This is a genomic window from Miniphocaeibacter halophilus (genome assembly GCF_016458825.1).
Taxonomy (GTDB): Bacteria; Bacillota; Clostridia; order Tissierellales; family Peptoniphilaceae; genus Miniphocaeibacter; species Miniphocaeibacter halophilus.
Genome location: NZ_CP066744.1, coordinates 2370391 through 2394777, shown reverse-complemented (window position 1 = coordinate 2394777; position 24387 = coordinate 2370391). Strand labels below are relative to the sequence as shown.

Genomic DNA, 24387 nt, shown 5'->3' with positions numbered 1-24387 from the left:
AAAAACATCTACATTATGTGTAGATGTTTTTTATTGTATTTGAGATTAATGACTCTTTATCAAATGGTGTAGATGAAGATTTTTATTTTTTCACTAATACCATTAATTATAGAAACTCTAGTTGTCCTATTCCAAAAGATGTAAAAATTCCAGAATAAATAATAAAAATTAATTATATTATTATTTAAATTTATGAGGAATAGTTTTTATAAGACTATTCCTTTTTTATTGGAATATTTATTTAATATAGTTGAGATTATATTGCTTTATATACTATAATTGAATAAGAAGAAAAAATTAAGGGGAAGTTTATGACGAATGTAAAAAATATAAAAAATGTAAAATATAAGATACCGGAAAAATATTTACTTGTATATTTATTAGGGATTTATTTAATAATTGTTTCTTTATTTTTTGATTCTCCTAAAGATATTTTAAATGGGTTAAAGAACATTATCCTTTCTCCTGATAATTTAATCACAGATTACGTAAAAGTTGGAGGAATGGGTGGAGCATATTTTAATAGTGGAGTTTTAACGATTTTATCTACCTTTTTAGTGCGAAAGACTGGAGCTACTTTAAATGGACCTTTAATAGCAGCTATTTTCACTGTTTGTGGTTTTTCTTTTTTTGGGAAAAATATTTTTAACTCTATTCCTATTACATTGGGAGTTTATTTATATTCAAAATTTGAAAAGACAGAGTTTAAAAATTATTTACTGCCAGCCTTATTTGGTTCTGCTTTAGGACCTTTAGTTGGTGAAATTGCTTTTGGATTTGGTATTCCTTTAAGTAAATCTATTTTTTTTGCATATTTAGCAGGAATTATAGTAGGTTTTGTTTTACCACCTCTTTCACAAGCCTTTTTAAGATTTCATCAAGGATTTAATCTGTATAATGTTGGATTTACAGCAGGTATGGTAGGTATGTTTGCTACAGCAGTTTTAAAGATGTTTGATATGGAGGTAGAAACTGTTAATATTATTTCTTCAGGAAACAATATTAAACATGCTATAGTTTTTTATTTTTGTTTTATTTTGATGATAATTATTGGATTTATTTTAAATAATAAGTCTTTTAAAAACTATAAAGAGCTTTTAAAAAACACTGGTCAATTAATGGCTGATTTTATTAGTTTATATGGATTTCCTATAACTTTGATAAATATGGGAATTATGGGAATAATCGGTACAACATTCATTTTAATTATTGGTGGGGACTTAACAGGCCCAACAGTAGGTGGTATTTTAACTATTGTAGGATTTGCTGCTTTTGGTAAACATCCTAAAAATACCATTCCTATATTAATAGGTGTTCGATTAGCTACTTTCTTAAATACATATGATAGTTTAAGCGCTAGTACATTATTAGCAGCCTTGTTTGGTACAACACTTGCACCAATTGCTGGTAAATATGGTGTATCGGCAGGAATATTTGCAGGCTTTTGTCATGCTGCTTTAGTAGCTAATGTTGGATATTTACATGGTGGTATGAATTTATATAATAATGGGTTCTCTGGTGGTTTTATAGCAGCTACTTTGGTTCCTATTTTCGATTCTATTATATCTGCTATTGAAAGGAGAAAAAGATATTATGAAAAGCAGTGATGCGGTTGTATCAAAAAGAATTACTAATTCAGTATTAAATTATATGATAGAACATGGAGTAGAGGATATTACAATTAGATTAAAAGTAAATGACGATAAAATTACTATTATAGCCGAAGGAAATACAGATAGAAAACCTAATGATTTAGATGAATTAAATAGCTTAATCAATCAGAAAAGAATTTCTACTTTAGAAGAGTATTATAGCACTTTATTAGGATATAGTGACAATGTTAACGATATTGATTTACTAGGCTCTATGGTCGATGAAGGCTGTATTAACTACAGTGATAATCTACTAACTTTTTACGCAATGAGAATTTCTAATTAATTGTAGATATTTCGTAGAAATTTATTGTCCTTGTCTATGTTATAATCTATTTATATCAAAGGAGGTATAGATGAATAATAAGATTAAAAAAATATTATTAGGAGTAATGACTTTTTCAATTCTAGCAAGTTCTACAGTTCCATCATTTGCTAATGAAATAGATACAGAAGTAATAAATGAAAGATGGGGTAAACCTACCTATGTTTATGGTGGTTCATTAAAAAGTGGCCAAATAGATGAAACAATGAAATTATTAGGAATTAAAAATAAGGATAATGTTAACACTATAAAAGTAACTTATGATGATTTAATTAAATATATTGGTGGAGATCCAAATAATCCAGGAAATATGATTTCTTCAGTATTAGTTACAAAAGAAAACTCCGGTAAAGGGGTAAATGTAGTTATTAAAACTCCTAAAAATATTACAGAAATAACAGAAGAACAATACGCAAATGCCAGTATTACAGCAGGGGTTGAAGATGCAACAATTTTAGTAGGCGCTGTTAGACCGGTTACTGGAGAATCAGCTTTAACAGGTGTTTATAAGGCTTTTGAAGCTAATGGTGAAGTGTTGGATACTGAAAGAATGGAAGTGGCACAAGAAGAACTTGATACAGTAAATGAAATTTCTCAAGAAAATAAAGATACTAAAGGTTTTTCTAGTGATGAGTTAAATAATGCAATTACAGATATAAAAACTGAACTTGCTGATATAAGTGAAAAACAGGATAAAATTCCTACAATAGATGAAATAAGACAAGTTGTTGAAGAATCCTTAGAAAAATATGACTTAGATAATATTGTTACACAGGAACAAATGGATAAATTGATTTCTTACTTTAAAAAATATGTTAATACCGATGCTTTAACATCAGAAGAAGTATTAAATCAATTGAATAAGTGGAAGGATAAAATTGTAGACGGAGCTAAGGATTTATATAATGAAGCTGAAAAAAGTGGTTTATTAGATAAGATTTCAGCCTTCTTTAAAGATGTATACAATAAAATAATAAATTTATTTGAATAAAGAATAGGATATTTCCTGTTCTTTATTTATTTTTAAAATATATAGTAAAAAATAGTAGCAATTATATTAAAAAACCTTTAAATACAATAAATTAGGGTAGTTCATACTATAGTGTTTAATAATTAAGGATATTAGGGTATAATATATAAGCGAACAATTGTTCAAAGAGGTGAAATATGAAATTTAAATTAAATTCAGATTTTAAACCTACTGGTGATCAACCGGAGGCTATAGATAAATTAGTAGATGGAATTAATAAGAACATGAAGGCCCAAACACTAAAGGGTGTAACAGGTTCAGGTAAGACTTTTACAATGGCTAATATTATTGAAAAAGTTCAAAAACCAACCTTGGTAATTGCACATAATAAAACATTAGCATATCAATTAGCTAGTGAATTTAGGGAATTTTTTCCAGATAATGCCGTTGAATTTTTTGTTAGTTATTATGATTACTATCAACCGGAAGCCTATGTTCCTCAAAGTGACACCTATATAGAGAAGGATAGTTCTATAAATGATGAAATAGATAAATTACGACATTCAGCAACTATGGCTCTTTTTGAAAGAAAGGATGTTATTATAGTTGCTTCAGTTTCATGTATTTATGGTTTAGGGGACCCTATTGATTATGAAAATTTAGTTGTTTCATTAAGGCCAGGCATGATTAAGGATAGAGATGAAGTAATGCGAAAATTAGTTGATATTCAATATGTTAGAAATGATATTAACTTTACTAGAGGTACTTTTAGAGTTAGAGGGGATAGTCTAGATATTTTTCCAGCATCACAAGATGAAAATAGTGTAAGAGTAGAATTTTTTGGAGATGAAATTGATAGAATTACAGAAATTAATTCTTTAACAGGAGAAATAATAGGTACTAGAAATCATATAGCTATTTATCCTGCTTCTCACTTTGCTACATCGGAAGAAAAAGTAAAAAAGGCATTGGTAACTATTGAGGAAGAATTAGAAGAAAGAATTAAATATTTTAAAGATAATAATCAATTATTGGAAGCTCAAAGAATTGAACAAAGAACAAATTATGATTTAGAAATGCTTTCAGAAATGGGTTTTTGTACTGGTATAGAAAATTATTCAAGACATTTAAGTGGAAGAGAAGCCGGTTCAAGACCCTATACGTTAATTGATTATTTTCCAGATGATTTTTTAATTATTGTTGATGAATCCCATGTTACACTACCACAAATAAGAGGAATGTATGAAGGGGATAAGTCAAGAAAGACAAATCTAGTTGACTATGGATTTAGATTACCTTCTGCATTGGATAATAGACCTTTAAAATTTAATGAATTTGAATCTATGATAAATCAAATTCTATTTGTATCTGCCACTCCTGGACCTTACGAAAAAGAGCACGAGGAACAGGTTGTAGAGCAAATTATTAGACCAACGGGATTATTGGATCCGAAAGTTGAAGTTAGACCGACAAAAGGTCAAATTGATGATTTAGTTACAGAAATATATAAGAATATAGAAAAGAAGGAAAGAATCTTAATAACTACCTTAACTAAAAAAATGGCAGAAGATCTTACAAAATATTTAGAAGAACTGGATATTAAAGTAACCTATCTTCATTCTGATATTGATACTTTAGAGAGAATGGAAATTATTAGGGATTTAAGATTGGGTAAATATGATGTTTTAGTAGGTATTAATCTATTAAGAGAAGGGTTGGACCTGCCGGAAGTGTCTTTAATTGCCATACTCGATGCAGATAAGGAAGGTTTTTTAAGATCGGAAACTTCTTTAATACAAACAATAGGAAGAGCTGCTAGAAATGTAGATGGAAGGGTAATAATGTATGGAGATAATATTACCAGATCTATGGAGTCGGCAATTTTTGAAACGAATAGAAGACGAGAAATACAAGATAAATACAATAAAGAACATGGTATAACGCCAAAATCCATTAATAAGGAAATTAGAGATACTATATCTGTTACACAAGTAGCAGAAGAATTATCAGAATATAAATTTGAAAGTGATACTATTACAAGAGAGGATATTAATAATTTAATTATTAGTATGGAAGAGGAAATGTATAAGGCAGCAGAAGCTTTGGAATTTGAAAGAGCTGCTAATTTAAGAGATGAAATTAGAAAATTAAAGAAGGATTTTTAGCAGGTGATAAATTGAGTTTAGATAAAATAGTTATAAAAGGTGCTAAAGAAAATAATTTAAGAGATGTAAGTTTAGTAATACCTAGAGATAAAATGATAGTGTTTACCGGATTAAGTGGATCCGGTAAATCATCCTTGGCTTTTGATACTATATATGCCGAAGGCCAAAGAAGATATGTAGAATCCCTATCTAGTTATGCAAGGCAGTTTTTAGGTCAAATGGAAAAACCGAATGTAGAGTCAATAGAAGGATTATCGCCTTCTATTTCTATTGACCAAAAAACCACAAGTAAAAATCCACGTTCAACTGTTGGAACAGTTACAGAGATCTATGATTATTTAAGACTTCTCTATGCTAGAATCGGAACGCCTTTTTGTCCAGTTTGTGGAAAGAAAATAACAAGTCAAACAATTGATCAAATGGTAGACAAGGTAAAAACACTTCCAGAAAGAACTAGAATTCAAATATTGGCACCGGTTGTTAAAGGTAAGAAAGGTGAACATGTACGATTACTTGAAAATATGAAAAAAGAAGGATACATTCGTACAATTATAGATGATGAACTATATGAGCTTAGTGAAGAAATAAAATTAGAAAAAAATAAAAAACACAATATAGATATAGTTATAGATAGAATAATAGTAAAAGAAGGAATAGATGCACGTTTAGCTGACTCTATTGAAGCAGCTTTGAAATTAGCTGAAGGAATAGTTAAAATTCAAGTAATTGATGGTGATACCATGGTTCTAAGTTCAAAGAAAACCTGTCCTGATGGACATATTTCCTATGATGAAATAGAACCAAGGTCATTTTCATTTAATAATCCCTTTGGTATGTGTCCGGAATGTCATGGATTAGGATTTCATACAGAAATTGATAAGGATTTAATAATTCCTAATTATAATTTGTCTTTTATAGAAGGGGCAATAGAACCTTTCGCAACATCTAAGGAAGGAACTTATTATTATGAAATATTAAAAGCAATATTTGAAAAATATAAATATCCTTTAGATAAACCTTTAAACGAAGCACCGGAAGGACTTATTGATGAAATTTTATATGGTACAGGTGATGAAGATTTAGAATTTTCCTTTGATAGTCATTTTGGTGGTTGGAAAAAATATAAGGGTCCCTTTGAAGGTATAATTAGAAACCTTGAAAGAAGATACAACCAAACAAGTGAGGCTACGAAAGATAGAATTAGTGAATATATGACAGTAATTGAATGTAAAAAATGTCATGGTAAAAGACTAAAGGATGAGTATCTTTCAATAAAAATCAATGAAGAAAACATAATAGATATAACCGATATGGCAGTTCAAGATTCATTGGAATGGTTTAAGAAAATAAGACTAAACAATCAAGAAAAATTAATCGGTTCTGAAATTATTAAAGAAATAATATCTAGACTACAATTTCTTCAAGATGTTGGTCTAGAGTATTTAACCTTATCAAGAGCATCAGGAACTCTATCTGGAGGAGAATCTCAAAGAATTAGACTTGCAACTCAAATTGGCTCTGCCTTAGTTGGGGTTTGTTATGTACTAGATGAACCGAGTATAGGCTTACATCAAAGAGATAATGATAGGCTATTAGAAGCCTTAAGAGGCTTAACTGATATTGGAAACACCTTAATTGTTGTCGAACATGATGAAGATACGATGAGAGTAGCAGATCATATTGTAGATATTGGACCAGGTGCAGGAATTCATGGTGGTGAAATAGTAGCTCAAGGCACAATAGAAGATATAATTGATACTCCTAATTCAATAACAGGACAGTATCTATCTGGAAAGAAAAAAATTGAAGTTCCTACTGAAAGAAGAAAACCAAAAGACTTTGTTACCTTAACAGGATGTAAAGAAAATAATCTTAAAAATATTACTGCTAAATTTCCTTTAGGAGTATTTACTTGTGTAACAGGAGTATCTGGTTCAGGGAAAAGTAGTTTAGTAAATGAAATATTGTATAAAATATTAGCAAAGGAATTAAATAGGGCTAAGTTAAAACCAGGTAAGTATAAATCCATTAAAGGATTGGATAAATTGGATAAAGTAATACAAATAGACCAATCTCCAATAGGGAGAACTCCAAGGTCAAATCCGGCGACATATACAAAGGTATTTGATCAAATCAGGGATTTATTTGCTTCAACAACAGAAGCTAAACTAAGAGGCTATAAAAAGGGGCGTTTTAGTTTTAATGTTAAAGGTGGAAGATGTGAAGCTTGCCGTGGAGATGGAACGGTTAAAGTAGAAATGCACTTTTTACCGGATATATATGTACCTTGTGAAGTGTGTCATGGTAAAAGATATAATAGAGAAACTCTTCAAGTAAAATATAAGGGAAAAAATATTTCCGATATTTTAGACATGACAGTAGAAGAGGGAGTAAAGTTTTTTGAGAACCTACCTTCTATATCAAGAAAACTGGAAACTTTAAATGATGTTGGTTTGGGGTATATAAAGATTGGACAACCTTCTACAGAATTATCAGGAGGAGAAGCCCAAAGGGTAAAATTAGCATCGGAGTTAAGTAAGAGATCAACAGGAAAGACAATATATATTCTTGATGAACCTACTACCGGACTTCATACTGCTGATATTCACAAATTAATAAAAGTATTGGAATTGCTTGTTGAACAGGGAAATACAGTAATTGTAATAGAACATAATCTAGATGTAATAAAAACAGCAGATTATATTATTGATTTAGGCCCGGAAGGTGGAGATGGTGGTGGAGAAATAATAGCTACCGGAACACCGGAGGACATTATTAAAGTTGATAAGTCCTATACAGGACAGTTTTTGAAAAAAGTATTATAGGAGGAAAAAATGAGTAAGGTAATTATTTTGTTAGCTGATGGAATAGAGGAAGTAGAAGCATTAACACAAGTTGACTATTTAAGAAGAGTTGGAATTGAAGTGGATATGGTTTCAGTATCAGATAGCTTAACAATTACTGGAGCTCACAATATAGTATTTCAGGCTGAAAAGTTTTTAAAGGATATTGATTTTGAAGAATATGATGGAATAATAATTCCAGGTGGATTAGAAGGCGTAGAGAACCTTATGGCAGATGCTAGGGTATTAGAAACTGTAAAAAATATGCATTTAGCTAGAAAGATGATAGCAGCAATCTGTGCCGGACCTTTAGTTTTAAACAAAGCTGGAATATTAGATGAAAGACGTTACACTTGCTATACAGGAATAGAAAATAGGATTTTAAATGGTAGACATAGAAATGAAGCGGTAGTAATAGATGATAATATAATAACAGCAGCAGGACCAGCCTACGCACAAAAATTTGCATTTAATATTGTAAAGGACTTACTAGGAAGAAATGCTGTTAAAGAACTTAAAAAGGACATATTATATAAAAGATATTAAAAGGCTGTATTACACAGCCTTTTAATTTGCCTATTTTTATGGATATTTAATACTTAAAGTGTGTATTAAATAATTATAAGATTTATCATATATAGTATCTGTCTTATTATTACCATTATCAAAAGTTAAAGTTTCTAAATTTTTAGGAACTTCATATTTTATAAAAAATTTAGGAGATTTTTCAATAAAACCTTCATTAATATATTCTTTATCTTTTAAAAAATATTGCCTTATTACAATATTTGAATTATCTACCTTAGAAAAATTAATCTTCTTATAGGTAAAAATTATATCTTCATTAAATTTAAAGAAACTTTCCTCGTTATACTTTCCCAAATATTCAACAGGTATATATTCCTCTATATATTCATATAATGGGTTCTCTTCAAAGGTATCTAAAAAATAACCTTTTTGGTATAAACTTAATTCATTTTTTAAATAAAATTTCTTATATCCAAATACATATTGATAACTTCTTGTTGCTGCTGTATTTAATGAAATTAGATTATTGTAGGGTTTTAAGTAAATAAAAAAGCCTAGAAGGGTTACAGATGAAATAAGAAATAAAACTGTAGAAATTATTTTTGCAATTTTGCCAGAATAAATTAAATTATAGATAAAGACAAATAATATTATGCCTGAAATTGTTAAAGTTATTAAGAAAGGTATTCCAGACAAGTACTCTAGTTTTCTAAATTCATTTATATTCATACAATCACTTCCCTAAATAATTAACTACTAATGTTATAATAACATATATGGGAGATGATAAACATGTATAAATTTAACCCTAATTTGTATACAGATGTAAGAATAGAAAACAATATTTCCACTAGAATAAGAATAGAAAATAATACTATAGTGGAAAATAAAGAATATAGTGAAAGTGGAGTAATTGTAAGGGTTTTTGATGGTGAATTATGGTATACCAGCTCTATAACAAATTTTGATAGTATTCAAAAAGAAATAGACTATTTGTCTAAATTAGCCAAGGAAAACCCAAATATAAATGAAAATAAAATCGTCAATAAATATGAAGTGAATAGGGATAAACTGATTCAATTTGAAAGTATTTTAGGGATTGAAAATAGAGAAAAGGAAAATTTAATATCGGATTATAATAAATTTTTAAACTCAGAAGAAAATATTATTCCTAAACATTTATTATATATTGATAATTATATAAGAAAACATATAATTACTAGTAAAGGTACAGATGTTGAATACGATTATGCTGAATGTTCTGTTAATATAAGCTATTATGTAAAAAGTAAAGATAATAATCCACAATGTTTTAAAAAAGTATTTAAACATGATTTTAATGAATTAAAGAATAAATATGATGAACTAGAAAAGGATATTGAAAAAAACATAGAATTTTATAATGAGGCAAAACCTATTAGTCCAAACGAATATACCTGTATATTATCACCTATGGCTGCAGGGATATTTGCCCATGAAAGTTTTGGACATAAAAGTGAAGCAGATTTTATGGTTGGAGATGAAAAAATGTTAGATGAATGGGCAATAGGTAAAAAAGTAGGTTCAGATATTTTAAACATTGTAGATTGTGGCAATGAAATTAATTCAGGATTTGTACCTTATGATGATGAAGGTAATAAAAGTAAAAAAACATATTTAATAAAAAATGGTATTTTAATGGGGAGACTACATTCTTCTGAAACAAGTGCTTTATTAGATGAAGAAGTTACAGGAAACGCTAGAGCAGTTAACTTTGAATTTGATTCAATTGTAAGAATGACTTCAACTTTTATTGAAGGAGGAAATATGACAGTAGAGGAATTATTTTCTTCAGTAAAAAATGGAATATATATAGATACAGTTAATCATGGTTCCGGCATGAGCACATTTACACTAGCACCTCAAAGAGCATATTTAATAAAAGATGGAAAAATTTCAAGTCCTGTATTAATATCGGTAATTACTGGTAATGTAATGAGGACCTTAAATGAAATAACGGGTGTTTCAAATGAAGTAGAAATAATATCAGGTACTGCTTGTGGTAAAAATGACCAGTTTCCTTTGAGAGTAGCAGTTGGAGGACCATATATAAAAGTAAATAAATTGCAAGTAAGTTAGGTGGAATATGATTAAAGAATTGTACATAAAAAGAGAAAAACAAATTATTGCAAATATATTGAATAATAAAATTAATAAGATTAGTAGAAAAGATAGGAAAAATAATTCTATACGATATTATGATGGAAGTAATATAGGGTTTTATAGTTTTTTAGGAGAAGATAATAAAGAGTATTATGAGAAAGCTAAAAATAATTTAAGAAAAAATATTAAATATGAAGAAGAGATAACGAAGAATATTGTTAGAAAAAATAGCATTAACTATGAAGAAGAGATAACGAAGAATATTGTTAGAAAAAATAGCATTAACTATGAAGAAGAGATAACGAAGAATATTGTTAGAAAAAATAGCATTAACTATGAATATAATGAAGAAGAGTTTATAAATAAAGCTAAAAAATTAATATTTGAATTAAATAAGAAGTTTCCGGAGTTTATTTTTTCTAATAATATTAAAATGTTTAATACTAAATATGAGTTAATAAATGATTTAAATACAGATTTATATGATGAAGATTTTTTCTACCTTTTTATTATTTTGATTAAACATAGAAAATCTATTAATGTCTTTGATTCCGGTTTTTTAGACATTTCAAGAGAATTTAATATAAGAGATTCTATAAGTAAAATAAGTAAGATATTAACTAAATTTGAAATTAAGGTGGATTTACCAAAGGAAAGTAAAATACCTATTATATTTAATAATGTTAATTTTGATAACAAGCTAATTCAATGGTTAAATCCAAAGAATATAGAAGCGGGAAATTCTGAACTTAGAAATAAAGAAGGAAAACAGATTTTTAATAGTAAACTTAATATAACAATTAACAGAACAAAAGAAAATTTCGACACTCCATTTTTTGATCTAGAGGGAAGTGTAATAGAAAACGACAAATTCTATTTAATTAAAAATGGAATATTTATACAAGGTTACGCTGATAAAGCAATTTCTAGTAAATATAATATAAAAAATACTGCAGCAGCTTTTGGGGAATATAATGACTTACCAAGTATAGATAAGGCACAAATTCATTTTGAAAATACAGCAGATTCTTTAAAGAAATTATTAGGAAGTGAAAGAGCAATATATGTAGATATATATCAAGGCGGGGATTATAATGAAAAAGGCGATTATTCCACACCTATTCAAAGTGCATATCTATATGAAGATGGAGAAATTATAGGTAGACTACCGGAATTTTCAGCATATAATAATATATATGAAATGTTTGGAAAAGATTTCATAGGTGTTTGTATAGACAATGAATTTGGTGGTTTTAAAAATATAGTTACGAAAATGAATATAGCTAGAAGCAAGTAATTACTTCTAGCTATTTCTATTTAAAATTAATATCAATAGAACCCATATTTGTTTCTATTTCTATTATATTAGAACCGGTAGGGTTAATAGGATTATCTTCTGATATTCCTTTAAAGGAAACTCCATCGACATCTATGTAACCTAGGTCCGTATCGGCAATTATTTTTGTGTCATCTTTATCCTGCTTTAAATTTAAATTAACTGCCCCCATTGAAACTGACATTTCATTATATCCTAAAACTTGCCCTGATATTTCAATAGAACCTAAATTGTTTTCTATTTCCGTATTGGTCAAAATAGTATTAGTAGCTACAAATTCTCCTAAATCAAGGGAGATTTCTGTATTTTCAAAATTAGAATCCTTAATATGTATTGATCCTAAATTTGTTTCAATAGTTGATTTTTTACAAGTTACTCCACTAATTTTTAATTCGCCTAGGTACAAAGAACATTCTAGACTTGTTATTTCTGTGTTCTCGGGTATAAATAATTTTATAATATTGGGGTTTTTATTTCTATGAGAACTTCTATAATGTTCATCATTTAAGCTTAAGGTGTTGTTGCTTATGGAATAATGAACTTTGCTTTTATTCCTATATTCAATTTCAATTTTAGGATTACTATCCTTTGTAGGTAATATTTCTACACTTGTATATTCTAAATCTATGTCTAAATTATTAAAACTGTCTAAAGAAAATGATTCTGTTGATAAAATTTTGTTATTATTTCCATAATTATGTTTGTCATATTTAAAACCAATAGTTCCATATTTTGAATTATAAGAAAAACTTTCCCAGCCATATTGGAAATATGCAAAAATTGAAATAATTAGACCAATAATTATAAATATAATTGCAATAATCGTTGATTTTTTACCTTTCATTTTTATACTTCCTTTCATCTAATTTTCTAACTACAAAATCCTTTGTCTTAATAACTATAAATTTAGCAAATTTAAAAGTTAATATGGACAAGCCTAGAAAAATAAAGAATAATCCTAAAATTCCTAAGGGAAATACACTAAATTTTATTGAGGAAGCAACTATTGCAAAAACAGACACTCCAATTGAAAATACAAAGGCTAAGAATATTATTATAGGTATAAAAATAACAACTAGTACAAGAATTAGAAAGGCCAGTATTAATGGAATCGCTATAGGTATTGCAAACATAACTGCAAATATTGCACCTAAAATTATTAAAATATTTTTCCAAATACTATTATTATCTTTTTTCGATTTTTCTATTACCTTGTTTATTTTCATATCGGCCTTAATGTCTTTAACAATTTTATCTATATTTTGATATTCTAGAGGAATTTCATCATTATCTCCTAGTCCCATATCGTCAAATAATTCATTGTAATATTCTATAGCATCTCTTTTATCTTCTTCATATACGTCTTTTAGTCTATTCTCTAATGCTATATTAAAAGAAAGTCTATTCATCTTCTTCCCCCTTAACTATATAATCAATTTTATCCTTATAAATTTCCCAATCACTTTTATATAATTCAAGAAGTTCTTTTCCACTATCGGTTATTTTATAATATCTTCTATTTCTACCTTGGTAGGGAACGTCATAGGTTTCTAAATGATTATATTTTTTTAATCTCCGTAAAACAGGATACATTGTAGATTCAGATATTTCTATTGTTTCTAAAATCCTTTGTGTTATTTCATAGCCATAAGAATCCTGATGTTCTAAAATAGCTAGTACACAAAAATCTAAGACTTGATTACCATATTGGAATATCATATTTTCCCCCTTATTTTAACTTCAACAATATTATACTCTGTATAGTATAGTACGTCAACAAGTATTTTTATTAAATCACTACAATATGTTAAAATAGTAGGTTAGAAAGGATATTATATGGACAGAGAATTTACACATTTACATGTGCATACAGAATATAGTTTATTAGATGGATTTAGTCCAATAAAAAAACTATTGGATTATGCAGAAGAATTGAATATGAAATCTTTAGCAATAACCGATCATGGTTCCATGTTTGGTGTTGTTCAATTTTATAAAGAAGCAAAAAAACGTGGAATTAATCCTATACTAGGTTGTGAAATATATACAGTAAATGGTTCTTACTTAGAAAAAAGTAATAATACAAAAAGATACAACCATTTAATTTTACTTGCTGAAAATGAAATAGGATATAAAAATTTAATGAAAATTGTATCCCTAGGTTATGTAAACGGATTTTATTATAAACCAAGGGTCGATAAAGATATTTTAAGGAAACATAGCCAGGGAATTATTGCCCTATCTGCCTGTTTAAAGGGAGAAGTTTCAGAAAATCTCATGTATGATGATTATGAAAAAGCTAAGGAAGTAGCTTTAGAATTACAGGATATTTTTGGTAAGGGGAATTTCTTTTTAGAGTTACAAAATCATGGTATAGATAAAGATCAAATAATATTAAATCAAATGCCGATACTTTCCCAAGAAACCGGAATACCAATGGTAGCAACTAATGATGTACATTATGTTAAAAAAGAGGATTGGAAAATTCACGATATTCTACTTTGTATTCAGCTGGGGAAAACAATACAGGAGAAAAATGAAGGTGGAATGTATTATGCTCCTGCAGAATTCTATTTAAGATCTGCAGATGAAATGTACGAACTTTTTGAAGGATTTGAAGAAGCCTTAGAAAATACAAATAAGATTGCAGAAAGATGTAGTGTAGAACTTGATTTTGGAAATTTACATCTACCTTATTTTGAAATACCAGAAGGTTATACAAATAAATCGTATTTAAGAGAACTGGCTACTAAGGGTATTCATAAAAGGTATAGGGATGTCAACAAAACAGTATTAGATAGACTTGAATTTGAAATTAGAACTATAGAAGAAATGGGTTTTGTTGATTATTTTCTAATAGTTTCAGATTTTATTAGATTTGCAAAAAGTAAAAATATTCCTGTAGGGCCCGGTAGAGGTTCTGCAGCAGGAAGTATTGTAAGTTATGCTTTGGAAATTACAGATATTGACCCGTTGAAATACAACTTACTTTTTGAAAGATTTTTAAATCCGGAAAGAGTTTCCATGCCTGATATCGATATAGATTTCTGCTATGAGAGAAGGGAAGAAGTAATAGATTATGTAATTGAAAAATACGGTGAGGACAAGGTTGCTCAAATAGTTACCTTTGGTACTATGGCAGCTCGTGGAGCTATAAGGGATGTTGGTAGAGTTTTAGACATGGAATATAAGCTTGTAGACGAAGTTGCAAAAAAAGTCCCAATGATTTTAAATATGACCATTGACAAGGCCTTAGAAATGAGTCCGGAATTTAAACAATTATATAATAGTGATGAATCTATTAAAAATTTAATTGATATTGCTAATGCTGTGGAAGGAATGCCAAGACATACATCTACTCATGCAGCAGGCGTTGTAATATCTAAAAAACCTATAATGGAATATGTTCCACTGGCAAGAAACAAGGATGCAGTAATTACTCAGTTCAATATGATTGAATTAGAGGAACTGGGACTACTTAAAATGGACTTTCTAGGTCTACGTACTCTTACGGTAATTCAAGATGCAATTGACCTAGTAAATAAAAATCATAAGAAAAAAATATCCATAGAGGATATGGATGAAAATGATCCTAAAGTACTTTCGATTTTTACTGTTGCTGATACTTTGGGAATATTTCAATTTGAGTCGCCAGGTATGAGAAATTTTTTAAAGGAATTAAAACCAACTAAATTTGATGATTTAATTGCAGCCAATTCTTTATTTAGACCTGGGCCAATGAATGAAATACCAAAATATATATATAATAAAAACCATGTCGATGAAATAGAATATTTACATCCTAAATTGGAACCTATATTAAATGTAACCTATGGAACTATAGTCTACCAAGAACAGGTTATGCAAATAGTACAACAATTAGCAGGCTATAGTTTAGGAGCAGCCGATAATTTACGTAGGGCTATGAGTAAGAAGAAGATGGATGTAATGGAAGCTGAAAGGAAGAAATTCATTTTTGGTGAAAAAGACAATGAAGGTAATCTTATTACTTCAGGAGCTATAAGAAATGGTGTATCTGAAGAAATAGCAAATAAGATTTATGATTTAATGATAGATTTTGCTAAATATGCTTTTAATAAATCCCACTCAGCAGCTTATTCCTTAGTAGCAATGCGGACAGCCTGGTTAAAGTATTATTATCCTGTTGAATTTATGGCGGCTTTAATGTCATCAGTTATGGGAAATACTTCTCAAATAGCATTATATATTCAGGAATCCAAAAGATTAAATATTGAAATTCTACAACCGGATGTAAATTATAGTTTTAAAAAATTTAGTGTTGAAAATGGAAAAATAAGATTTGGATTAATGGCTATTAAAAATGTTGGAGAAAATTTAATAGATACAATAGTAAAAGTAAGAGAAAGTAGCGGAGAATTTAAAAACTTCAGGGATTTTATTGAGCGAATAGTTGCAGATAATCCTTTAGTTATAAATAAAAGAGCTATGGAATGTTTAATCAAAGCTGGGGCGTTTTCGTCCATGGGTGTAACAAGAGCTGGACTTATGGTAGAATATTCATTAGTAATAGATTCTGTACAGTCGTCTCAAAAGAAAAACATACCGGGACAAGCTTCCTTATTCGATATGTTTGAAGATGATAAAAACGAAGAAGTGGAAAGCAATATTTCGGATATTGATGAGTACGATAAAAAAGATCTTTTAAAGTTGGAAAAGGAAGTACTTGGAATTTATTTAACAGATCATCCTATGAGACCATATGAGGATATAGTTAAGAAATATTCTAATTTTAATACCTTAGAATTAAAGGGAGATATTTCTATAATAGAAGAAAAATGGGACAATAAAAGAGTTTCAATTGTTGGAATTGTTGATACAATAAATAAAAAGTTCACTAAAAACAATAAAATTATGGAATTTGTAAAATTAGAAGATTTATATGGGACTATAGAATTAACAGTATTTCCAAATATTTATCAAAAGTACAGTTCTATTTTAGAAGAAGATAAAGTATTAATAGTAAAGGGTACTATTAATATAAGTGAGAGAGATGAAGCTAATATTATTGTTAGTACTTTAGAAGATGTAGAAAATTTAAATAGTAAAATAAAAAATAAATTATTTTTAAGAATAGAAAAAAATATTTCCGATGAAATACTTAATAAAATAAAAAATATATTATTAAAATCATACGGAAAAGATCCAGTTAACTTATATTTTGAAAAAAATAACAAATGTTACCAACTTTCAGAAAAATATTCTATAGATATAAACGATAGTTTAATATTGATGGAATTAAAGGATATATTAGGTAGCGATAACATTAAAATTGTATGAGAGGTGTAAAATGAAAACAATAGGTATTCTAACAAGTGGTGGAGATGCACCTGGAATGAATGCTGCAATTAGAGCAGTAACTAGGACAGCAATATTCAATGGAATTAGAATAATGGGTATAAGATTTGGTTATGACGGCTTAATAAATGGAAACATATATGAAATGAATGTTTCCTCTGTTGCAGATATAATCCAAAGAGGTGGAACTATTCTTGGTTCAGCAAGAAGTTCTGAATTTATTACAGAAAGAGGACAGAAAAAAGCATATAATATTTTACAGGACTTTGGAATAGATGGTCTTGTAGTTTTAGGTGGAGATGGTTCCTATAGGGGAGCTGAAGTTTTAAGTAATATGGGAATTAAAACAATAGGAATTCCTTGTACTATTGACAACGATATGGGTTATACAGACTCAACTATTGGATTTTATACTGCAATAGACACGGTTTCTGAAGCAATTAGTAAATTAAGAGATACTTCATCATCCCATGGAAGAGCTAATATTGTAGAGGTAATGGGAAGACATTGTGGCGATATTGCACTTTATTCAGGAGTTGCCAGTGGTGCAGAAAGTATTATTATTCCAGAACGTGAATTAGATATGGAGGCCATTACAAGTAAAATCAAAAGAGGTAGAAAAAGAGGTAAGCTACATCATATTATCGTATTAGCAGAAGGTGTAGGTAAACCATATGAATTAAAAGAAGATATAAAAAGAATTACAGGAGTCGATACAAAAGTTACTATTTTAGGTCATGTTCAAAGAGGGGGAAGTCCATGTCCATACGATAGACTTTTAGCATCTGAAATGGGAAACAAAGCTGTTCAACTTTTAATAGAAGGACAATCAGGATTAGCATTAGCTACAATAAATGGAAAAATAGTTCCTGTACCAATAAAGGAAGCAGTTGAAACAAAAAGGGAATTAAATCAAGAATTATACGATATGGCAGGGGAAATATCCATATAGTTTGGGGGAAATATGAAAAAAACAAAAGTAGTTTGTACAATAGGACCAGCTTCAGAAGATATTGAAACTTTAAAAGAACTGATGAAATTAGGAATGAATGTTTGTAGACTAAATTTTTCTCATGGTAATCATGAAGAGCATTTAGTTAGAATAAACAATATAAAAAAAGCTAGAAAAGAATTGGATTTACCAATAGCTATAATGTTAGATACTAAAGGACCGGAAATAAGATTAGGTGACTTTGGTGTACCACAAGTTCAATTAGCTATAGGAGATAAATTTACATTAACTACAAAGGATGTTGTAGGTACAAAGGAAATGGTATCTATATCCTATAAAGAATTACCAAAAGATGTAGAAATTGGTGGACATATTTTAGTAGATGATGGTTTAGTAGACCTAAAAATAATGGAAATAACAGACACCGACATAGTAACTGAAGTGCAAAATCATGGTATTTTAAAAAGTAGAAAGGGAGTAAATGTTCCAAATGCTACTATTAATTTACCTGCAATAACAGAAAAGGATAAATCCGATTTAATATTTGCAGTTGAACAAGAACTTGACTTTGTAGCTGCAAGTTTCATAAGAAAAGCACAGGATGTTATAGATATAAGAAAAATCTTAGAAGACAATGGCGGTTCAAATATTCAAATTATTTCAAAAATAGAATCACAAGAAGGTGTAGATAATTTAGATGAAATAATAGAAGCGTCAGATGGTATTATGGTAGCACGTGGGGACTTAGGCGTAGAGATTAAAACAGAAATAATGCCAATAGTTCAAAAAGAAATAATTAAAAAGACAAGTTTTGCAGGAAAACCTGTAATAACAGCTACACAAATGTTAGACTCAATGATAAGAAATCCAAGACCAACAAGAGCAGAAGTAACAGACGTAGCAAATGCAATACTAGATGGTACAGATGCTATAATGCTTTCAGGAGAAACAGCAGCAGGAAACTACCCAGTAGAAGCAGTTAAAGTAATGAGTGAAATAGCGGATTCAACAGAAAAATCTAGTGAATTTATAGCAACAACCAACAATAGAATGGATTGGATGGACAACTTTACAACTAATGCTATTAGTAGGTCAACAAGAGCCTTATCAGTACAATTAGGAGCTTCTGCAATAATCACTGCAACAGCAACAGGTTCAACATCTAAAGCAATTTCCAGAATAAGACCCTTAGTTCCAATTATAGCTACAACCTTTAATAGAGATGTCTTAAGAAAATTAGCCTTGACTTGGGGAGTTTACCCAATTCAATCTGAAATTTGCGAAGGTACCGATGCTGTAATTGACCTGTCCATAATGTCAGCAATGGAAAAGGGCTTTGTCAAAGAAGGGGATTTAATTATAATAACAGCAGGGGTTCCAGTAGGAGTTGGTGGAACTACTAACCTAATAAAAGTTCATACAATTGGAGAAATCCTAGTAAAAGGACAGGGAATTGGTAAAGAATCAATAACTGGAAAAGTAGTAATAGGAAACACAGTTGAAGAACTTGAAAACAAGTTTAACGATGGCGATATTTTAATTTCAAATTGTACAGATGCTGAAATAATCAGTTTTGTAGAAAGAGCAGGAGCAATAGTAGTAGAAGAAGGTGGACTTACTTCTCATGCAGCTATTGTAGGACTACATTTCAAAAAATCTACAATAGTTGGTGCAAAAGATGCAACAGAAATCTTAGAAGATGGACAAATAATTACAGTAGACCCTATTTCTGGATTAGTATATAATGGTTCTGCAAGAGTATTATAAAAATATTATTTAACTTTTTGGAGGACATATGAAAATAGCAATAGGAAGTGATCATGGAGGTTATGAATTAAAACCTGTACTAATTGATTATGTAAAAGAATTAGGCCATGAAATTGTAGATTTTGGAGTATCTGCAGGAAAGAAAGCCAATTATCCTGTTTATGGAATAAAAGTTGCAGAAGCCGTTGCCAGTGGTGAATATGATGCAGGTATTGTAATTTGTGGAACGGGAATAGGAATTTCCATAGCTGCAAATAAAGTGAAGGGTATTAGATGTGCCTGTGCCAATGAAGTTTTTTCAGCCAAGATGGCAAAAGAGCACAATAATGCTAATGTACTTGCATTAGGAGCTAGGGTAATAGGTGAAGAAGTAGCAAAAATGGCTGTTTATGAATGGCTAAATGCAGAGTTCCAAGGTGGAAGACATTCTGAAAGAATACAAATAATAACAGATTATGAAAATAAATAAAAAATTGTCAGAGATTTCTGACAATTTTTTTGTTTATTTCTTCCTTTTACGTCTTTTTAAAATAAATCTTACAAGAAAAATTATTATTAAAATAATTACTAAAACTATTGCATATAAGCCAAGGGCTATTTGATTTGGGTTTGAGAATATTGCAGAAAAACTTTTGTCGTTATTTACTATTTTTCTGCCTAATGGTTGGGAATATTCTTCCGGTATTGTAGGAATGCCATCTTCTTTTTCAAAGGATTTTATATATTCAGCTAAAGCGTACCACTCTTTAACTTCTTTTTTGTCCTTATCGTAGATAATATATTTTTCAAAATCCGTTATTTCTTCTCCTGATTTATTTTTTGGGACAATGGACATTAGTCCAAAGGACTGGTCTTTTACTATTGAAAGCATTTGAGCAGTGTAAAGTCCCGTAACTACTCTATAGAGTTCATCGTCTTTTATTTCTTCTTTGTTTCCATTTTCATCTATTAAATAAAGGTTGTCCACTTTATTAAAAATAAGTCTGTTAGGATTAAAGGAATAGTTCATGCCGGAAATATAAAGTTGAGCAACATCCATTATAGGTTGAATTGAAGCGTCAACTTCTGCTGTTGTTTTTAATTCTTTTCCAGTTAGGTAAACTTCAATTAAAGGATAACCCGATATTTTGTCTGGGCCTATTCCTAAAGAGCTTATATTAAATACATCTGAAACTGTAATATTTCCTTTTGTTAAACTTCCTCTTATAGTACCATAGGGAACAATCGAAGCAGCAATTCTCTTGTAATTATCACCTTCAATATTCTTAATGGCATGAATATAAGAGTCGGTTATTAAATTTGCTAAAGGCTCTTCCTTATGTTCTTTTCCTAAATCATCTTCTGATATAAAAGAAAAATTTGTTTTTCCAAGGACTTCATTAAAGTTTAAATTAAAGTGATTAAGATAGTTTTCTTGAACTTTATTTTTAAAATATTGAATTTTTTCCTCTAATTCCTTATTTTCTACCTTATCTGCTAGCTTTATTAAATCATAATTCTTTATTTTCCAAGATTTATCGTTCTTGGTAATTTCAATTTTTCCATATTTTTTTCCATATTCTCCGGAAGAAACTATTATTGTTTTTCCTACTGTTATAGGTTCTAATAGTTCTGTATGGGTATGACCACTAATTATTAAGTCAATGTCTTTAACTTCTTTTGCCATTATTTCATCTTCAGATTTACTTTTGTCCTCCCATGTACCTGAATGGGAAAGGCAAATAACTAAATCGACTTTTTCTTCATCCTTTAATTTGTTAGTGATTTTTTTAGCTGTTTCAATTTGGTCTTTGAAATTAACACCGGCCATTGGAGCATTTGATATTGAATCATTGCCCATTAAGCCAAATATACCTATTTTATAACCTTTCCTATCCAATATTATATATTCTTTTACACCGTATTCATTAAAGGCCTTTTTTAGGTTTTTAACTTCTTTTTCATCTACATTGTCGTAGTTTTCAAAGTCAATATTAGCAGAAAGCAATTCGGGTAATTTATCTCCGCTATTTTTTGCAACTAGTAGACTGTCAGCAAGACCTTTAGTTCTAAAATCAAATTCATGATTACCTAATGTTGTTGCATCATAGCCCATTTCTCCAAGCAATCTTAAACTAGGGTTTTCTGTACTAAAGATTGTTTGAAACAAGGTTCCCATAGAATAGTCACCGGCATCTAAAATTAGACTATCTTTATCTTCTTCTAGCTGTTTTTTTATTGCTTCATTTATTCTTTCATATCCTCCAATATTTAGATTTTTTCCATTTTCTGTTATATTAAAATCTTCAACATGGTCGTGAATATCATGAGTAAAGAAAATATTTATACTGTTCTTATCTTGAGCATAAGTGTTAGTGGATACAATAAAAATACTTAAAAAAATAGCAAATAAAATTTTTCTTAATTTTTTCATAACTACCTCCTAGTAAAAGTATACCCTAATATTTTTAATATATAATAGAAATTGTATTATAATAAAAGAAGAATAGTTAAGGAGTTAAATTATGGAAGATAATTATTTAAAAAAGATTTTTGACCAAGATTATGAAGAAGATGATGAAGAAAAATATCCGGAAATTTCCAGGGATTTTGACTATGAAGATGATGACTTGGAACTTTTAGATGAGGATTATTAAATAAATATGCTAAATAATATATATATTTAATATATTTAGTATATATTTACTTTTGTAATAAGTTCCCTTATAATAGTGTAGGATATTAAGGAGGGATGTTATGAGTATTACAAAAGAAGAATATTTAAAACAAGTAAGAGAAGAAGCAGAAGGCTACTTCCAAAGGGGAGAGTTCTTTTGTTCGGAGGCTGTTTTACAAGTAATTAATGATGCATTAGGAAAATTATATCCTGATGAAGTTGTAAAATTAGCATCTGGTTTTCCAATTGGTTTAGGAAAAGCCCAATGTTTATGTGGAGCTGTGTCCGGTGGAGAAATGGCACTTGGTATGGTTTATGGTAGAGTACATGGTCAAGCAATGGATCCTGTTATGTTTGATAAGGCTAAGGAACTACACGATTTTATAAGAAAAGAATACAAATCTTTATGTTGCCGTGTAATTACTAGAGAATGGGCAGGAGACAATTTCCAATCTCCAGAAAGAAAGGCTCATTGTGTTGAAATAACAGGAAAAGTAGCAGAATGGGTAGCAGAACAACTTATAGAAGATGGTAAGTTAACTATAGGTGGCGAAAAGCATGCTTAAGAAAATGCCAACGGTTATTTCAGGTCTTATGTTGGCTTTAGCTGCTTTAGGAAATCTACTACAAAGTTATAGTGAAAATATAAGATTGTTATTTGGATTTTTATCGTTAATAATTTTTGTTTTATTAACTTTAAAAATAATTTTTAATTTTAAAGATTTTAAAGAAGAAATGAATAATCCAATAGTTGCTTCTGTTATTCCTACCTATAGTATGACAATAATGTTATTGTCGGGATATTTAAAGGGGTTTGTTGGAAATACTGCTAATATCTTTTGGTATTTTGGAGTATTTTTACATATTTTCTTCATTATTTATTTCACTGTTAAATTTGTTTTTAAATTTGAATTAAAGAATGTATTTGCATCTTGGTTTATTGTTTATGTGGGAATTGTAGTTGCATCTGTAACGGGCAAGGCTTTTAATGAGCAAATCGGTAAAATTGCATTTGTTTTTGGCTTAATTTCCTATATTATTTTGTTGTTTATAGTTTTAAAAAGAATAAAAAATATAGAAATTCCAGAGCCAGCACTTCCAACAAAGATTATTTTAGCAGCACCAGGTTCTTTATGTTTAGCAGGCTACATGAGTATTTATGATAATAAAAATATTTATTTAACAATTGGGTTATTGATTTTATCTCAAATTATATATTTTTGTATATTATTTTTACTTACTAAAATGTTAAAGCTGAAGTTTTATCCTAGTTATTCTGCTTTTACCTTCCCATTGGTAATTTCTGCTATTGCCTTAAAACTTTCTGTTGGATTTCTTATTAATCAGGGATTTAATTTAGGAATTCTAAAATACTTAGTTATTTTTGAAACTACAATAGCAACTTTAATTGTTTTGTATGTATTATTCAGATATATTAATTTTATATTTAAAACAAAAAAGCATAGACTAAAAAATTCTCCGTAAGGGGAATTTTTTTCTTGAATTGATGATTTTTAATTTTAAAATTAATCTAGCAACTAATATTTTAGTCCCTTTCTTGCTATTATATAATATGATTTTTTACAACTATTTTTTATATTAATTAATATGTCTTACAAGATTTACTGTTTATTTTATCCAATTAATTCTAGGTGGAGTTTTAGTTTCAAAGTGAGAGATTTAAAAATAAATTAGGATAATATTTAGTTATGAA

The 24387-nt window shown here is 29.0% G+C and carries 20 protein-coding genes; 15 read left to right on the top strand and 5 right to left on the bottom strand.

Going from position 1 to position 24387, the window contains the following annotated elements:
- Positions 1 to 311: 311 nt before the first annotated feature.
- The 6 genes from JFY71_RS11970 to JFY71_RS11945 all read left to right on the top strand — a co-directional run bounded on the left by JFY71_RS11970 (position 312) and on the right by JFY71_RS11945 (position 8501).
- Positions 312 to 1607: a DUF1576 domain-containing protein gene (locus tag JFY71_RS11970; protein ID WP_243661003.1), complete on the top strand. Its 1296-nt coding sequence runs from the start codon at positions 312 to 314 to the stop codon at positions 1605 to 1607.
- Complete coding sequence (locus JFY71_RS11965; RefSeq protein ID WP_243661002.1) at positions 1594 to 1938, top strand: hypothetical protein; 345 nt, start codon at positions 1594 to 1596, stop codon at positions 1936 to 1938. Before JFY71_RS11970 ends, JFY71_RS11965 begins: the two co-directional genes overlap by 14 nt.
- Before the next feature lie 70 nt (positions 1939 to 2008).
- Positions 2009 to 2968, top strand: a complete 960-nt coding sequence (locus tag JFY71_RS11960) for a DUF1002 domain-containing protein (protein WP_243661001.1) — start codon at positions 2009 to 2011, stop codon at positions 2966 to 2968.
- Between the two features lie 176 nt (positions 2969 to 3144).
- Entirely contained in the window at positions 3145 to 5112 is a 1968-nt protein-coding gene (uvrB, locus tag JFY71_RS11955) for an excinuclease ABC subunit UvrB (protein ID WP_243661000.1), read from the top strand.
- Between the two features lie 11 nt (positions 5113 to 5123).
- Complete coding sequence (gene uvrA, locus JFY71_RS11950) at positions 5124 to 7937, top strand: excinuclease ABC subunit UvrA (protein ID WP_243660999.1); 2814 nt, start codon at positions 5124 to 5126, stop codon at positions 7935 to 7937.
- 9 nt (positions 7938 to 7946) lie between these two features.
- Positions 7947 to 8501: a DJ-1 family glyoxalase III gene (locus JFY71_RS11945; protein ID WP_243660998.1), complete on the top strand. Its 555-nt coding sequence runs from the start codon at positions 7947 to 7949 to the stop codon at positions 8499 to 8501.
- A 36-nt stretch (positions 8502 to 8537) separates the two neighbouring features.
- On the opposite strand, the gene JFY71_RS11940 is transcribed toward JFY71_RS11945, so the two are convergent.
- A complete protein-coding gene (locus tag JFY71_RS11940) occupies positions 8538 to 9212 on the bottom strand; it encodes a hypothetical protein (protein ID WP_243660997.1) in 675 nt (224 codons plus the stop codon).
- A gap of 63 nt (positions 9213 to 9275) precedes the next feature.
- Between JFY71_RS11940 and JFY71_RS11935 the strand changes: the two genes are divergently transcribed.
- Positions 9276 to 10601, top strand: coding sequence for a TldD/PmbA family protein (locus tag JFY71_RS11935; protein ID WP_243660996.1), 1326 nt, complete (start codon positions 9276 to 9278; stop codon positions 10599 to 10601).
- A 7-nt stretch (positions 10602 to 10608) separates the two neighbouring features.
- Positions 10609 to 11922 (top strand): metallopeptidase TldD-related protein, encoded by a 1314-nt coding sequence (locus JFY71_RS11930; RefSeq protein ID WP_243660995.1) that lies wholly within the window; start codon positions 10609 to 10611, stop codon positions 11920 to 11922.
- Positions 11923 to 11938: 16 nt separating this feature from the next.
- Here the strand turns inward: JFY71_RS11930 and JFY71_RS11925 are convergent, their stop codons facing one another.
- From JFY71_RS11925 to JFY71_RS11915, 3 genes are read right to left on the bottom strand one after another with little or no spacing between them, the layout of a single operon-like run.
- On the bottom strand, positions 11939 to 12805 hold the full coding sequence (locus JFY71_RS11925; RefSeq protein ID WP_243660994.1) for a DUF4097 family beta strand repeat-containing protein: 867 nt from the start codon (positions 12803 to 12805) through the stop codon (positions 11939 to 11941).
- A complete protein-coding gene (locus JFY71_RS11920; RefSeq protein WP_243660993.1) occupies positions 12795 to 13370 on the bottom strand; it encodes a DUF1700 domain-containing protein in 576 nt (191 codons plus the stop codon). Before JFY71_RS11920 ends, JFY71_RS11925 begins: the two co-directional genes overlap by 11 nt.
- Positions 13363 to 13680 carry a PadR family transcriptional regulator gene (locus tag JFY71_RS11915; protein WP_243660992.1) on the bottom strand — a complete coding sequence of 106 codons (318 nt, stop codon included), beginning with the start codon at positions 13678 to 13680 and terminating at the stop codon, positions 13363 to 13365. Before JFY71_RS11915 ends, JFY71_RS11920 begins: the two co-directional genes overlap by 8 nt.
- Positions 13681 to 13797: 117 nt before the next feature.
- Between JFY71_RS11915 and JFY71_RS11910 the strand changes: the two genes are divergently transcribed.
- Genes JFY71_RS11910 through rpiB form a run of 4 tightly spaced genes read left to right on the top strand, consistent with a single transcriptional unit; the run spans position 13798 to position 20486 of the window.
- On the top strand, positions 13798 to 17280 hold the full coding sequence (locus tag JFY71_RS11910; protein WP_243660991.1) for a DNA polymerase III subunit alpha: 3483 nt from the start codon (positions 13798 to 13800) through the stop codon (positions 17278 to 17280).
- Between the two features lie 10 nt (positions 17281 to 17290).
- Positions 17291 to 18250: a 6-phosphofructokinase gene (gene pfkA, locus JFY71_RS11905; RefSeq protein WP_243660990.1), complete on the top strand. Its 960-nt coding sequence runs from the start codon at positions 17291 to 17293 to the stop codon at positions 18248 to 18250.
- Positions 18251 to 18262: 12 nt separating this feature from the next.
- Positions 18263 to 20017, top strand: coding sequence for a pyruvate kinase (pyk, locus tag JFY71_RS11900; RefSeq protein ID WP_243660989.1), 1755 nt, complete (start codon positions 18263 to 18265; stop codon positions 20015 to 20017).
- 28 nt (positions 20018 to 20045) lie between these two features.
- Positions 20046 to 20486 carry a ribose 5-phosphate isomerase B gene (gene rpiB / locus JFY71_RS11895; protein ID WP_243660988.1) on the top strand — a complete coding sequence of 147 codons (441 nt, stop codon included), beginning with the start codon at positions 20046 to 20048 and terminating at the stop codon, positions 20484 to 20486.
- A 33-nt stretch (positions 20487 to 20519) separates the two neighbouring features.
- Here rpiB and JFY71_RS11890 read toward each other — a convergent pair whose 3' ends face one another.
- Positions 20520 to 22430: a bifunctional metallophosphatase/5'-nucleotidase gene (locus JFY71_RS11890; RefSeq protein WP_243660987.1), complete on the bottom strand. Its 1911-nt coding sequence runs from the start codon at positions 22428 to 22430 to the stop codon at positions 20520 to 20522.
- 91 nt (positions 22431 to 22521) lie between these two features.
- On the opposite strand from JFY71_RS11890, the gene JFY71_RS12080 reads away from it, so the two are divergent.
- The 3 genes from JFY71_RS12080 to JFY71_RS11880 all read left to right on the top strand — a co-directional run bounded on the left by JFY71_RS12080 (position 22522) and on the right by JFY71_RS11880 (position 24158).
- Positions 22522 to 22653: a hypothetical protein gene (locus JFY71_RS12080; protein WP_263457737.1), complete on the top strand. Its 132-nt coding sequence runs from the start codon at positions 22522 to 22524 to the stop codon at positions 22651 to 22653.
- Between the two features lie 100 nt (positions 22654 to 22753).
- Positions 22754 to 23239: a C-GCAxxG-C-C family protein gene (locus tag JFY71_RS11885; RefSeq protein ID WP_243660986.1), complete on the top strand. Its 486-nt coding sequence runs from the start codon at positions 22754 to 22756 to the stop codon at positions 23237 to 23239.
- On the top strand, positions 23232 to 24158 hold the full coding sequence (locus tag JFY71_RS11880) for a TDT family transporter (RefSeq protein WP_243660985.1): 927 nt from the start codon (positions 23232 to 23234) through the stop codon (positions 24156 to 24158). Before JFY71_RS11885 ends, JFY71_RS11880 begins: the two co-directional genes overlap by 8 nt.
- The last annotated feature ends 229 nt before the right edge of the window (positions 24159 to 24387 follow it).

Excerpts from the sequence above, each read along its gene's own strand:
- JFY71_RS11885 (WP_243660986.1), top strand. The coding sequence starts at position 22,754 with ATGAGTATTACAAAAGAAGAATATTTAAAACAAGTAAGAGAAGAAGCA.
- pyk (WP_243660989.1), top strand. The coding sequence starts at position 18,263 with ATGAAAAAAACAAAAGTAGTTTGTACAATAGGACCAGCTTCAGAAGAT.
- JFY71_RS11915 (WP_243660992.1), bottom strand. The coding sequence starts at position 13,680 with ATGATATTCCAATATGGTAATCAAGTCTTAGATTTTTGTGTACTAGCT.
- uvrB (WP_243661000.1), top strand. The coding sequence starts at position 3,145 with ATGAAATTTAAATTAAATTCAGATTTTAAACCTACTGGTGATCAACCG.
- JFY71_RS11945 (WP_243660998.1), top strand. The coding sequence starts at position 7,947 with ATGAGTAAGGTAATTATTTTGTTAGCTGATGGAATAGAGGAAGTAGAA.
- JFY71_RS11970 (WP_243661003.1), top strand. The coding sequence starts at position 312 with ATGACGAATGTAAAAAATATAAAAAATGTAAAATATAAGATACCGGAA.
- JFY71_RS11965 (WP_243661002.1), top strand. The coding sequence starts at position 1,594 with ATGAAAAGCAGTGATGCGGTTGTATCAAAAAGAATTACTAATTCAGTA.
- JFY71_RS11910 (WP_243660991.1), top strand. The coding sequence starts at position 13,798 with ATGGACAGAGAATTTACACATTTACATGTGCATACAGAATATAGTTTA.
- JFY71_RS11940 (WP_243660997.1), bottom strand. The coding sequence starts at position 9,212 with ATGAATATAAATGAATTTAGAAAACTAGAGTACTTGTCTGGAATACCT.
- JFY71_RS11935 (WP_243660996.1), top strand. The coding sequence starts at position 9,276 with ATGTATAAATTTAACCCTAATTTGTATACAGATGTAAGAATAGAAAAC.
- pfkA (WP_243660990.1), top strand. The coding sequence starts at position 17,291 with ATGAAAACAATAGGTATTCTAACAAGTGGTGGAGATGCACCTGGAATG.
- JFY71_RS11925 (WP_243660994.1), bottom strand. The coding sequence starts at position 12,805 with ATGAAAGGTAAAAAATCAACGATTATTGCAATTATATTTATAATTATT.
- rpiB (WP_243660988.1), top strand. The coding sequence starts at position 20,046 with ATGAAAATAGCAATAGGAAGTGATCATGGAGGTTATGAATTAAAACCT.
- JFY71_RS11920 (WP_243660993.1), bottom strand. The coding sequence starts at position 13,370 with ATGAATAGACTTTCTTTTAATATAGCATTAGAGAATAGACTAAAAGAC.
- JFY71_RS11880 (WP_243660985.1), top strand. The coding sequence starts at position 23,232 with ATGCTTAAGAAAATGCCAACGGTTATTTCAGGTCTTATGTTGGCTTTA.
- JFY71_RS11930 (WP_243660995.1), top strand. The coding sequence starts at position 10,609 with ATGATTAAAGAATTGTACATAAAAAGAGAAAAACAAATTATTGCAAAT.
- JFY71_RS12080 (WP_263457737.1), top strand. The coding sequence starts at position 22,522 with ATGGAAGATAATTATTTAAAAAAGATTTTTGACCAAGATTATGAAGAA.
- JFY71_RS11890 (WP_243660987.1), bottom strand. The coding sequence starts at position 22,430 with ATGAAAAAATTAAGAAAAATTTTATTTGCTATTTTTTTAAGTATTTTT.
- JFY71_RS11960 (WP_243661001.1), top strand. The coding sequence starts at position 2,009 with ATGAATAATAAGATTAAAAAAATATTATTAGGAGTAATGACTTTTTCA.